The organism is Caulobacter sp. 17J65-9, from assembly GCF_010975005.1.
GTDB lineage: Bacteria > Pseudomonadota > Alphaproteobacteria > Caulobacterales > Caulobacteraceae > 17J80-11.
Genome location: NZ_JAAIVC010000135.1, coordinates 1 through 11,085, shown reverse-complemented (window position 1 = coordinate 11,085; position 11,085 = coordinate 1). Strand labels below are relative to the sequence as shown.

The following is an 11,085-nucleotide window of genomic DNA, read 5'->3' as shown; positions in this document are numbered from 1 at the left end:
CCGATGGCCGGCGTCAACGTGGCCGGCCCGCTGGGCCCGATGCCGGTGGTCGCCGCCGACGGACGCACGCCCTTCGGCGCCTACGCGCGCCCGTTCAAGTCCAACGGCCAGCCCAGGGTCGCCCTGATCGTCGGCGGCCTGGGCCTGAACGCGGCCGCCACCAAGGCCGCCATCGAACGCCTGCCGCCCGAGATCACCCTGTCCTTCGTGCCCTATGCCGAAGGCCTGCAGGGCTGGATCGACCTGGCCCGCGCCAACGGCCACGAGGTCCTGCTCGAGATCCCGATGGAGCCGGTGGACTATCCGGACAACGATCCGGGCCCCTACACCCTGCTGGCCGACGCCCAGCCGGCCGAGACGGTCAAGCGCCTGGAATGGCTGCTGAGCCGCGCCACCGGCTACTTCGGCGTGACCAACTACCTGGGCCAGCGGTTCGTGACCTCCGACGCCGGCATGGGCGCCTTCACCGGCGCCCTGAAGAGCCGGGGCCTGGCCTTCATGGACGACGGTTCGGCGCGCAAGCGCGGCGGGGCGTGGGCCCGGGCCAGCGCCGACGCCATCGTCGACGACCAGCTGTCCGCCCAGGCCATCGCCGCCGAACTGAACGCGCTCGAGCAGGCCGCCCGCAGCCGCGGCTCGGCGCTGGGTTCCGGCTTCGCCTATCCGGTGACTGTGGAAGTGGCCACGCGCTGGGCCGACGGCCTGAAAAGCCGCGGCCTGCAACTCGCGCCCGCCTCGGCGGTTGCGCGGCGGTGACCCCGCCAGATCTCGACCTCTATCGCCCCAACGTCGGCGTCGTCCTCTTCAACGCGGAGGGCCGCGTCTGGCTGGGCCGTCGCGCCGGCACGCCGGGCCCCTACAACTGGCAGTTCCCGCAGGGCGGCGTCGACGCCGGCGAGGACTGGGAGACGGCCGCCCGCCGCGAGCTGCAGGAGGAGACCGGCGTGGTCTCGATCGCCCCGCTGGGCGAGACCGAGGGCTGGATCACCTACGACTTCCCGCCTGAGGCCGAGGGCTCGAAGATCGCCAAGGGCTGGCGCGGCCAGAAGCAGAAGTGGTTCGCCTGCCGCTTCGAGGGCGGGGACGCCGAGGTGAACCTCGAAGCCCACCCGCCGGCCGAGTTCGACGCCTGGCGCTGGGCCGACCTCGACGAGGTGCTGGACCTGATCGTGCCGTTCAAGCGCGCCGCCTACGAGCAGGTGGTCGCGGCCTTCAAGGCGTTCGCAGCTCCTTAGGCCGCCTCCACCCCCGCCTCGACGCTGGCGCGCTGGGCGACGGCGCGGGCCACCGAGGCCAGCAGGGTGGCGGCGGACAGCGGCTTGGTCAGGTGGTCGTCGGCCCCGGCCGCGCGCGACGCCTCGGCGTGCTCGGGCAGGGCGTTGGCGGTCAGGGCGTAGATCGGCGTGCGCGGCGCGCCGACCTGGGCCTCCAGCCGGCGGATCGCCCGGATGGCCGACAGGCCGTCCATCACCGGCATCTGCATGTCCATCAGCACCAGGTCGAATTCGCCGGGCGTGAAGGCGTCCAGCGCCTCGGCCCCGTTCTCGACCGAGACCAGGTCCACGTCCGCCCCGGCCAGGATCAGCTCGACGACCGTGCGGTTGGTCGGATGGTCCTCGGCCAGCAGCACGCGGGCCCGGCGCAGGGGCGCGACCTCGACGCAAGCCGGGGCGCCGGTCTCGGCCGCCGCTGGCGGCGCGCGGTCGAACGGCGCCTCCAGCGAGAAGGTCGCGCCTTCGCCGGGCGTGGCGACCGCATCGAGCCGCCCGCCCATCAGCTCGGCCAGCGACTTGCAGATCGACAGGCCCAGGCCCGTGCCGCCGAACCGGCGGGTGATCGAGCCGTCGGCCTGCTCGAAGCGTTCGTAGAGCCGCGCGCGGAAGCTCTCGTCGAAGCCGATGCCGCTGTCGGCGACCTCGAAGCGAAGCGTGCAGCGCTCGCGCCCGCAGGTGGTGCGCACCGTCAGGCGCACGCCGCCGCGGTCGGTGAACTTCACGGCGTTGGACAGCAGGTTGGCCAGGATCTGACGCACCCGCACCACGTCGCCGACGAAGCGGCCCCTGGCGTCGGCGTGCAGCTCGACCTCGAAGTTCAGGCCCTTCTCGGCCGCCTTGGCCTCGAACAGGGCCGCCACCGAGCGGGTCGCTTCCTCCAGGTCGAAGGGCTCGGCCGCCAGCTCCATGCGCCCGGATTCGATGCGGGCCAGATCCAGCAGGTCGGAGAGCAGCACCTCCAGCGTTTCGGCCGAGGTCTCGATCAGCCGCACCATGTCGCGCTGACCGCCAGCCAGCTCGGTGCGGGCCAGGGCGCCGGCCACGCCCAGCACGCCGTTCAGCGGGGTGCGGATCTCGTGGCTCATATTGGCCAGGAATTCGCTCTTGGCCCGGCTGGCGGTCTCGGCCTGTTCGCGGGCGCGGGCGACCGCCAGCTCGCTACGCTTGCGGGCGGTGACGTTGCGGATCACGCCGACGATGCGCTCGGGACGGCCGTCCTCGTCGCGGATCGCCTGGGCGACGTTGCGGACCCAGACCTCTTCGCCGCGGCCGCTCTTCTGGCGGTACTCGCAGCTGAACCGCGCGCCGGTCTCCAGGTGCTCGTGCCAGGCGCGCTCGACCCAGGCCTGGTCCTCCGGATGCAGCTGCTTCAGCCATTCGGCGAGGAAGGTCTCGTAGTCGAACCGGCCGAGGAAGGCTGGCGGCACGTCGCCCACGGCGTATTCCAGCGACTGGCGGGCGTAGGAGTATTCCCAGACCGTCAGGTCGGCGATCTCGGTCGCCATCTTCAGCCGCGCGTCCGACTGGCGGGTCTCCTCCAGCGCGGCCGCGAGCCGCGTCTTGGCCGCGTGCAGCTCGAACTCGTCGGAGATCAGGCTGGCCAGTTCGGTAATGTGCGAGGCGACCGCGGCGTCGTAGGGGCGCGGCGCGAACCAGCCGACGCAGAGCGCGCCGACCCGGCGGCCCTGGACCGTGATCGGCGCTCCGGCGTAGGCGCGAAAGTCGGGACGGCCCTTGCCTATGGAGGCCTCGCGGAAGCGATCGTCCTCGAAGGCGTCGGCGACCCACAGCGGCTCGTCGGCCAGGATCACCCAGGCCGAGAAGGAGCGGTGGCGCAGCGCCCCGTCGGCGTCCAGGCCGACCGCGGCCTTGTAACGGACCTCGTCCACGTCGACGAGCGCGGCCAGGCCGAACGGCGCGCCGGCGACGACGGTGGCCAGGCGGGTCAGGCGGTCCAGCCCCAGGGTGGGCGCGGCCTCGAGGAGGCCGAGGTCGTGCAGGACCGCGAGGCGCTCTTGTTCGTCGACGGGAACGGGCGCCGCGATGTCCATGGCACGCTTCCTCCTGCTCGGGGGGGAAGCCTCGGCCGCAGCCTCTTAAAGTTTGGTGCGCGTTAAGGCTTAAAGCAGCCGGATTTCGCGCAGGCGTTGCTGAAGGTAGTCGTCCGCCGTGATCGGCTCAGGATAACGGTCCGGGCGCTCCGCCGACACGCAGCCGGGCAGGGTGCGGATCAGATATTCCGGCTCGAAGTGCAGGAAGAACGGCGTCGAGTAGCGCGAGAAGCCGCGCCGCTCGGGCGCCGGATTGACCACCCGGTGGGTGGTCGAGGGCAGCACGTGGTTGGTCAGGCGCTGCAGCATGTCGCCGATGTTGCAGACCAGCGCGCCGGGCGGCGGGTTGATCGGCAGCCACTGGCCGTCGCGGTCCTTGACCTGCAGGCCGGCTTCTTCGGCCCCGAGCAGCAAGGTGATGACGTTGATGTCCTCGTGCGCGCCGGCCCGGACGCCCGGCGCGTCGGCCGGCACCGGCGGGTAGTGCAGCAGGCGCAGCACGCTGTTGCCCAGCGCCACCTTGTCCGCGAAGAAGTCGAGCGGCAGCTCCAGCCCGCGCGCGATCGCCCGCAGCACCTTGGCGCCCATGTCGTCCAGCGCGCCGTAGAGGGCGCCGACATACTCGTGGAAGCCCTCGATCTCGGTCGGCCATAGGTTGTCGGGCATGTAGCGCCGATAGGGATGGCCGTCCGGCAGGTCGCGGCCGACGTGCCAGAACTCCTTCAGGTCGACGGTGTCTGCGTCCTTGGCGGCTTCCGTGCCGAACGGGGTGTAGCCGCGCGCGCCGCCCGTGCCGGGGATGTGGTAGGCGCGCTTGACCGCGTCCGGCAGGGCGAAGAAGGCGCGGGTCCGCTGAAGCGCCCCGTCGATCACCGCCTGGTCCAGGCCGTGGTCGGAGATCACCGCGAAGCCGAACCGGCGGAACGACGCGCCGAGCGCCTCGGCGAAGCCGTCGAAGTCGGTCTCGCACCGGCGCATGGACACCGGTTCGATGGCGGAGGCGGGGGCGTCGACGCTCACGGCAAAACCTCGGACTGGTCGTTTCTGGAGGGCTTTCTACAGGGTTCGCGCCGAGGAAACAGGGGGCGGGAGGGGGGAACCGTCGCCGTTAGCTTCACGTTGTCAGGCCGGATCAGCCACGAGGATTCCGGCGCATGATCTCCAGGAACGTCGCCCTCTGCGCCGCCGCCGCCGCACTGCTCGCGGGCTGCTCGACGCTGGACCGGTACACAGCTCAGGTCCGGCGCAACAACACCGCGACCGGAGCCATTGTGGGCGCGGCCGGCGGCGCGGCGCTGGGTTACGCCACCAACACCAACAAGAGCGAAGAGGGGCGGACCAACGCCCTGATCGGGGCCGGCATCGGCGCGCTCGCCGGCGCCGGGATCGGCCGCTACATGGACCGCCAGGAAGCCGAGCTTCAGCACCACCTGGCCGGCACCGGCGTCGGCGTGATCCGCCAGGGCGAGAACATCGTCCTGCAGATGCCGGGCGACGTGACCTTCGCGCTCGACAGCGCCGCCATCCAGACGCGCTTCGATCCGGTGCTGGACGACGTGGCCGCCGTGCTGAACCGCTATCCGGCCACCTATGTCGACATCGTCGGCCACGCCAGCGCCGACGGATCGGACGCTCACAACCAGGTACTGTCGGAACGGCGCGCCCTGGCGGTCGGCGACTACCTGCTCAGCCACAGGGTGCTGCGCGCCCGCCTGTTCGTCGCCGGCCGCGGCGAGAGCGAGCCTATCGCCTCCAACGCCACCCAGCAGGGCCGCGCCCAGAACCGCCGGGTGGAGATCATCCTGCGCCCGCACACGACGACCTGATCGGGGCCCGAGCGGATACGAAATGGGCGGCCGCTCTCGGTGAGCGGCCGCCCTCGTCGTTTCAGGCGTCGTCGGGCCTCAGACCCGGCCGATGCTGGTGTAGCTGAAGCCGCGGGTGCGCATGTCGTCCGGGCGATAGACGTTGCGCAGGTCCACGACGGTCGGGCTGCGCAGCAGGAGCCGCACGCGGTCCAGGTCCAGCGCGCGGAACTGGTCCCACTCGGTGACGATGACCATGGCGTCGGCGCCGGTGATGGCCTCGTACGGGCCGTCCTTGAACACCACGCCCGACAGCATCTTCTCGGCCTCGTGCATGCCTTCCGGATCGAAGGCCTGGACGGTGGCGCCCTTGGCCTGCAGGGCCGGGACGATGTCCAGCGAGGGGGAGTCGCGCATGTCGTCGGTGTTGGGCTTGAAGGTCAGGCCCAGCAGGCCGACGGTCTTGCCCTTCAGGTCGCCGCCCATGGCCTGGGCGATCTTCTCGGCCATGGCCTTCTTGCGGGCGTTGTTCACCTCGACGGTGGTCTCGACCAGACGGATCGGCGCGCCGTAGTCGGCGGCCGTGCGCACCAGGGCGAGCGTGTCCTTCGGGAAGCACGAACCGCCGTAGCCGGGGCCGGCGTGCAGGAACTTCGAGCCGATGCGGTTGTCCAGGCCGATGCCGCGGGCCACCGCGTTCACGTCCGCGCCGACCTTCTCGCAGATGTCGGCGATCTCGTTGATGAAGGTGATCTTCAGCGCCAGGAAGGCGTTGGCCGCGTACTTGATCAGCTCCGAGGTGCGCCGGCCGGTGAAGACCAGCGGCGTCTCGTTCAGGTTCAGCGGACGGTACAGCTCCGACATGACGTGGCGGGCGCGCTCGTCGTCGGTGCCGACCACGACCCGGTCGGGGCGCTTGAAGTCGTTGATGGCCGCGCCTTCGCGCAGGAACTCCGGGTTGGAGACCACGGCGAACTGGGCGTCGGGGCGGCGCTTCTTGATGATCTCTTCGATCTCGTCGCCGGTGCCGACCGGCACGGTCGACTTGGTCACCACCACGGTGAAGCCGTCCATCAGGTCGGCGATCTCTTCGGCGGCGGCGTAGACGTAGGACAGGTCGGCGTGGCCGTCGCCGCGGCGCGACGGGGTGCCCACGGCGATGAACACCGCGTCGGCGTCCTTGATGGCGTCGGCGGCCTCGGTGGTGAAGAACAGCCGTTCCTCGCGCACGTTGGTGGCGACCAGCTGCTCCAGGCCCGGCTCGAAGATCGGGATCTCGCCCTTCTTCAGGCGTTCGATCTTGGACGCGTCCTTGTCGACGCAGGTCACCACGTGGCCGAAGTCAGCGAAACAGGCTCCGGAGACCAGCCCAACGTAGCCGGTCCCGATCATCGCGACACGCATCGACGAACCTTCCAGTTTGATGAGGCGCCCCGCGTCTGCGGCGGAGCTTCCAAGGTCCCGAGGAGATAGCTTTTCCGAGGCTTCGACGCCAGTGGTCCGGACGCGTTCGGCGAGCGCGGTTCACCCTTTTCGGCGGGTCAGAACTTCCAGAGCCGCTTCCCGCCAAGGTCGCGGCGGCGCGAGAAATTCTTGTTCCAGTCGATCGGTGCCGAGCTCGGTCCTGAGCGGGCGCACGGCCGCGGCCGGAAACGCCGCCGAGGCCACGCCTTCGATCGGCGGGCCGCCGCCGGCGAGCTCGAACAGCTCCTCCGCGAAGGCGCGGCGCGAGACCGCGCCGGCGTTGGCGAAGTGCAACAAGCCGAAGGCCGGATCGCCCGCCGGGGCGGCGGCCAGGCGGGGGCTTAGGTCCAGCACGAAGGCGGCGGCGTCGAGCGCCGAGGTGGCGCGGCCGACCTGGTCCTCGACGATGCGCAGCGGCTCGCGCCGGCCGGCCTGGGACAGGATCCAGCTGAAGAAGTTCGACCCCCACGGCGAGAACACCCAGGACACCCGCACGACCAGGGCGCGCGGACAGGCGGCCAGCACCGCCTGCTCGCCGGCCAGCTTGGAGCGGCCGTAGGCGTTCAGCGGACGCGTCGCGTCGTCCTCGGCGTAGGGCGCGCCCTTCTGCCCGTCGAACACGTAGTCGGTGGAGAAGTGGACCAGCGGCAGGTCGCGCCGGGCGCAGGCCTCGGCCATGGCCTGGGGGGCCTCGGCGTTGACGGCGAAGGCCTCGTCTTCGGCGGCTTCGGCGTCGTCCACGCGCGTGAAGGCGGCGGCGTTGACCACCAGGTCGACCGGCCCGGCCTCGCGCACGGCGCGGGCGACCGCGTCGGAGGAGCGCAGGTCGACGCGCGTGCGGTCCAGGGCGACGATCTCGATGTCGCGCGCCGTGGCCTGGTCGAGGAGGGCCCGGCCGATCTGGCCGGTCGCGCCGAACTGCAGGATCCGCAGGCTCATCGGCTGAGCCCCAGACGACCGCCGTCGAAGCCGCCGGCGCGGGCGGCGGCGATCCAGCCGGGATTGTCCAGCATCCAGCGCACGGTCTGTTCCAGCCCCTCGTCCAAAGCGATCCGCGGCGTCCAGCCGAGGTCGGCCTGGATCTTGGAGGCGTCCAGCGCATAGCGGAAGTCGTGGCCCGGCCGGTCGTCGACGAAGCTGATCTGCTCGGCGTAGGCGCCGCCGTCCTTTCGCGGCGCGACGGTGTCCAGCACGCCGCAGAGCCTTCGCGCCAGGTCGAGGTTCGCCGCCTCGGCCCGCGCGCCGATGGCGTAGGTCTCGCCGGCGCGACCCTTGTCCAGCACCAGCAGCAGGGCCTCGGCGTGGTCCTCGACGTAGAGCCAGTCGCGCACGTTCAGCCCGCCGCCGTAGATCGGGATCGGCCGGCCTTCCAGCGCTGAGAGCACGACGGTCGGGATCAGCTTCTCCGGATGCTGGAACGGGCCGTAGTTGTTGGAGCAGTTGGTGGTGACCACGTTCAGGCCGTAGGTCGCGCCCCAGGCGCGGGCCAGCAGGTCGGCCGCCGCCTTCGACGCCGCATAGGGCGAGTTCGGCCGATAGGGCGAGGCCTCGTCGAAGGCGCCGTCGGGCCCCAGCGCGCCGAACACCTCGTCGGTCGAGACGTGATGGAAGCGGAAGGCGTCCCGCTCGGCGCCCGGCAGGCCGTCGCGGAAGCGGGCGGCGGCGTCCAGCATCACCGCCGCGCCCAGCGCGTTGGTCTCGACGAAGGCCAGCGGGCCGTCGATCGAGCGGTCGACATGGCTTTCGGCCGCCAGGTGCATGACCGCGTCGGGCCGCCGGCGGGCGAAGACGTCGGCCATGGCCGCCCGGTCGCGCACGTCGGCCTTTTCGAAGGCGTAGAGCGGCGAGGCTTCCACTTCCGCCACGTTGGCCGGATTGGCCGCGTAGGTGAGGGCGTCAACGTTGATCACCTCGATCCCGCGCCGCACGGCCTGCCGCACGACCGCCGAGCCGATGAAGCCGCAACCGCCGGTGACCAGCAGCCTCACGCGGCCTCGCCGACGCTGAAGGGCGAGGTCCAGTCGCGCCACAGCGGCGCGCCGGCGTCCTTGTCGGAGACCACGACGCGGGCCGGATCAACACCCCAGTCGATGGCCAGGTCCGGGTCGTTCCAGGCCACCGCCCCGTCGTGCGGGCCGGAATAGTGAGCGTCGGTCTTGTAGGTGGCCACGGTGTCGGGCTCGAGCGTGACCATGCCGTGCAGGAAGCCGCGCGGGGCCAGGATCTGCAGGCCGTTCTCGGCCGAAAGCTCCACCGTCACCGCCCGGCCGAAGGTGGGCGAGCCCCGCCTGGCGTCGACCACGGCGTCCATCACCCGCCCGCGGGCGATGGAGACCAGCTTGGTCTGCTGGGCCGGCGGCGACTGGAAATGCAGGCCCCTGACCGTGAACGGCCGGGCCGAGTGGGACAGGTTGTCCTGGACGAAGTCGATGGTCAGGCCGGCCTCGGCGTAGGTGCGCCGGTTCCAGGCCTCGACGAAGAAGCCGCGGCCGTCGGCCATGCGGCGGGGTCGGAACAGGACGACCTCGGGCAGGGCGGTGGGAATGACCTCGAGCCGGTCGGTGGAGCGGTAGCGGGCGGGGCTCATCGGGCGGCTCAGACCTGCTTAACCGCGTTCGGCAAGCAGACGGCAACCTGTCGGTCCCAGTCTCCGTCCATGAGCGGTCCCCTCCGAATGCGCTCGCTCGGCGCGGAAGCGGGCGTCGTCGCCTCCTCCCAGGCGACGGCGTCTGCGGCCGCTACCTTCCCGAACAACCTGCACAGCTTCAACCGGTTCCGTGGCTGCGACGACGTGCGTCGCGCGTCCGGGCCGGCGCTGAAGCCGTGACCGTGCCGATCCTGCGGCTGCGCCCGGCGGGCATGGCCGACGCAGCCCGCCTGTTGGCCTGGCGCAACGACCCGGTGACCCGGGCCATGTCGGCCGACACGGCCGAGGTCGACCTCGCCGCCCACATGACCTGGCTGGAGCGGTCGCTGGCCCGCACCGACCGGCTGCTGTTCGTCGGCGAGGCGACCCGCACCGACGAGCCGGTCGGGACCCTGCGCCTTGATCAGATCGGGCCGGGCGTCTGGGAGGTCAGCATCGCCGTCGCGCCAGAGCTGCGCGGCCTGGGCTGGAGCGGCAAGCTGTTGGGCGCCGGCGTCACGCACATGGCCGGCGTCGCCCTGACCTCGCGGGTGCGCGCCGACAACGACCGCTCGCTGCGCCTGTTCGAGGAGGCCGGCTTCGCCCGCGTCGGCGAGGTCGACGGCTTCGTGTTCTTCCGGAGGGAGGCGCCGTGAGTCCCGGGATCGACATCGCCAGGACCGAGGCGCAGCCTGGAGCTGGACGGGTTCACCTGGCGGCGTGAAGGCGAAGTTCCGTTGCGCGCCGCAGGAACCTCTGTTCAAGGTGCGCTGATGATCCTGGCGGTGATGCAGGCACGGACGAGTTCGCCCCGGCTTCCGGGCGAGGGGCTGCGCGCCATCCTGGCCCTCCCGTTCGAACGGATGGCCGCGTGAAGCGCTGGTTCGGAGAGCGGGTCTATCTGCGCGAGCTGGCGGGCACCGATGTCGGCGACTCGTATGTGCGCTGGATGAACGACTCCAGCACCAACCGCTTCATGGAGACCCGCTTCAGCACCCACACGCGCGAAGCGATCGAGGCCTTCGTGGCGGCCAAGCGCGAGAGTCCGCACGAGTACCTGTTCGGCCTGTTCATGGTCGAGGACGAGCGCCACGTCGGCAATCTGAAGATCGGGCCGGTGAACAAGCATCACGGCACCGCCGACATCAGCTACTTCCTCGGCGAGGCGGGCCTGCGCGGGCGCGGTGTGGCGACCGAGGCGGTCGGCATCGGCTGCTTCATCGCCTTCCAGACCCTGGAGATGCAGAAGCTCTGCGCCGGCATCTACGCTCCCAACGTCGAGAGCGGCCGGGTGCTGGAGAAGAACGGCTTCGTGGTCGAGGGCCGGCGCCGCTCGCAGGTGGTGTTTGAAGGCCAGCGCGAGGCGGTGATCGAGTACGGCCTGCTGCGCGAGGACTGGGTCCCGCGCGGGCCGGTCAGGATCGAGACCCGGGAAGACTGAGAAATGCCTCCGCGACGCGATCGGCGCCTCGGCCGTCGCACAGGCCGGCGCTGATCCGCGACAGCTTGGCGCGTCGCTCCGGGCTGCGGGCCAGGCCGGTGAAGGCGCGGTCGAAGGCGGCCTCGAAGTCGGGCGCGCGGGCGTCGATCACCTCGGCCGCGCCGCGCTCGGCCAGGGCCCGGGCGGCCGGTTCCTGGTTCTCCGCCTGCACCAGCAGCACGGTCGGCAGGCCCAGCACGCAGCGCTCCCAGGCCGCCGAGCCGCCGGCCCCGACCGCCAGGTCCGCCGCCGCCATCAGGCCGGCCATGTCCTTCGTCTCCACGTGCACGCGCACGCGCGGGTCGCGCTCTGCCAGCCGTTCCAGCGCCGCGCGGCTGGGGGCTGCGGCGCCCAGCGCCACGTCCACGCCCGCCTCGCCCAGGCG

Annotated in this window: 13 protein-coding genes; 6 read left to right on the top strand and 7 right to left on the bottom strand. The window is 71.6% G+C overall.

What is annotated here, in order from left to right; translation table 11 throughout:
• Both G3573_RS16645 and G3573_RS16640 read left to right on the top strand, forming a co-directional pair.
• The coding region (locus G3573_RS16645) for a divergent polysaccharide deacetylase family protein (protein ID WP_205598309.1) at positions 1–756 on the top strand (756 nt) is incomplete at its 5' end.
• A complete protein-coding gene (locus tag G3573_RS16640; protein ID WP_163262654.1) occupies positions 753–1,235 on the top strand; it encodes an RNA pyrophosphohydrolase in 483 nt (160 codons plus the stop codon). The genes G3573_RS16645 and G3573_RS16640, both read left to right, overlap by 4 nt.
• Here the strand turns inward: G3573_RS16640 and G3573_RS16635 are convergent.
• Both G3573_RS16635 and G3573_RS16630 read right to left on the bottom strand, forming a co-directional pair.
• Positions 1,232–3,325, bottom strand: coding sequence for an ATP-binding protein (locus tag G3573_RS16635; RefSeq protein WP_163262652.1), 2,094 nt, complete (start codon positions 3,323–3,325; stop codon positions 1,232–1,234). The two genes, G3573_RS16640 and G3573_RS16635, sit on opposite strands and share 4 nt — an antisense overlap.
• Positions 3,326–3,394: 69 nt before the next feature.
• On the bottom strand, positions 3,395–4,303 hold the full coding sequence (locus tag G3573_RS16630) for an isopenicillin N synthase family oxygenase (RefSeq protein WP_163262656.1): 909 nt from the start codon (positions 4,301–4,303) through the stop codon (positions 3,395–3,397).
• A gap of 176 nt (positions 4,304–4,479) precedes the next feature.
• Here G3573_RS16630 and G3573_RS16625 point away from each other — a divergent pair, with 176 nt between their 5' ends.
• Positions 4,480–5,151 carry an OmpA family protein gene (locus G3573_RS16625; RefSeq protein ID WP_163262650.1) on the top strand — a complete coding sequence of 224 codons (672 nt, stop codon included), beginning with the start codon at positions 4,480–4,482 and terminating at the stop codon, positions 5,149–5,151.
• A gap of 78 nt (positions 5,152–5,229) precedes the next feature.
• Here the strand turns inward: G3573_RS16625 and G3573_RS16620 are convergent, their stop codons facing one another.
• From G3573_RS16620 to rfbC, 4 genes are all read right to left on the bottom strand, one after another.
• Positions 5,230–6,534 carry a UDP-glucose/GDP-mannose dehydrogenase family protein gene (locus G3573_RS16620; RefSeq protein ID WP_163262648.1) on the bottom strand — a complete coding sequence of 435 codons (1,305 nt, stop codon included), beginning with the start codon at positions 6,532–6,534 and terminating at the stop codon, positions 5,230–5,232.
• A gap of 120 nt (positions 6,535–6,654) precedes the next feature.
• Entirely contained in the window at positions 6,655–7,533 is an 879-nt protein-coding gene (gene rfbD / locus G3573_RS16615; RefSeq protein WP_163262646.1) for a dTDP-4-dehydrorhamnose reductase, read from the bottom strand.
• Positions 7,530–8,582: a dTDP-glucose 4,6-dehydratase gene (gene rfbB / locus G3573_RS16610; RefSeq protein WP_163262644.1), complete on the bottom strand. Its 1,053-nt coding sequence runs from the start codon at positions 8,580–8,582 to the stop codon at positions 7,530–7,532. The genes rfbD and rfbB overlap by 4 nt, the downstream gene beginning before the upstream one ends.
• A complete protein-coding gene (rfbC, locus tag G3573_RS16605; protein WP_163262642.1) occupies positions 8,579–9,181 on the bottom strand; it encodes a dTDP-4-dehydrorhamnose 3,5-epimerase in 603 nt (200 codons plus the stop codon). Before rfbC ends, rfbB begins: the two co-directional genes overlap by 4 nt.
• Positions 9,182–9,250: 69 nt before the next feature.
• On the opposite strand from rfbC, the gene G3573_RS16600 reads away from it, so the two are divergent.
• The 3 genes from G3573_RS16600 to G3573_RS16590 all read left to right on the top strand — a co-directional run bounded on the left by G3573_RS16600 (position 9,251) and on the right by G3573_RS16590 (position 10,661).
• Complete coding sequence (locus G3573_RS16600; RefSeq protein ID WP_163262640.1) at positions 9,251–9,421, top strand: hypothetical protein; 171 nt, start codon at positions 9,251–9,253, stop codon at positions 9,419–9,421.
• Positions 9,418–9,876, top strand: coding sequence for a GNAT family protein (locus G3573_RS16595; RefSeq protein WP_163262638.1), 459 nt, complete (start codon positions 9,418–9,420; stop codon positions 9,874–9,876). The genes G3573_RS16600 and G3573_RS16595 overlap by 4 nt, the downstream gene beginning before the upstream one ends.
• Before the next feature lie 215 nt (positions 9,877–10,091).
• A complete protein-coding gene (locus tag G3573_RS16590) occupies positions 10,092–10,661 on the top strand; it encodes a GNAT family protein (RefSeq protein ID WP_163262636.1) in 570 nt (189 codons plus the stop codon).
• On the opposite strand, the gene G3573_RS16585 is transcribed toward G3573_RS16590, so the two are convergent.
• On the bottom strand, positions 10,636–11,085 hold a 450-nt coding region (locus G3573_RS16585), incomplete at its 5' end, for a glycosyltransferase (RefSeq protein WP_276208736.1). The genes G3573_RS16590 and G3573_RS16585 overlap by 26 nt on opposite strands.

Bases quoted from the DNA above. Each gene is read 5' to 3' on its own strand.
- G3573_RS16635 (WP_163262652.1), bottom strand. From the start codon at position 3,325: ATGGACATCGCGGCGCCCGTTCCCGTCGACGAACAAGAGCGCCTCGCG.
- G3573_RS16630 (WP_163262656.1), bottom strand. From the start codon at position 4,303: ATGCGCCGGTGCGAGACCGACTTCGACGGCTTCGCCGAGGCGCTCGGC.
- G3573_RS16625 (WP_163262650.1), top strand. From the start codon at position 4,480: ATGATCTCCAGGAACGTCGCCCTCTGCGCCGCCGCCGCCGCACTGCTC.
- G3573_RS16620 (WP_163262648.1), bottom strand. From the start codon at position 6,534: ATGCGTGTCGCGATGATCGGGACCGGCTACGTTGGGCTGGTCTCCGGA.
- rfbD (WP_163262646.1), bottom strand. From the start codon at position 7,533: ATGAGCCTGCGGATCCTGCAGTTCGGCGCGACCGGCCAGATCGGCCGG.
- rfbC (WP_163262642.1), bottom strand. From the start codon at position 9,181: ATGAGCCCCGCCCGCTACCGCTCCACCGACCGGCTCGAGGTCATTCCC.
- G3573_RS16600 (WP_163262640.1), top strand. From the start codon at position 9,251: ATGAGCGGTCCCCTCCGAATGCGCTCGCTCGGCGCGGAAGCGGGCGTC.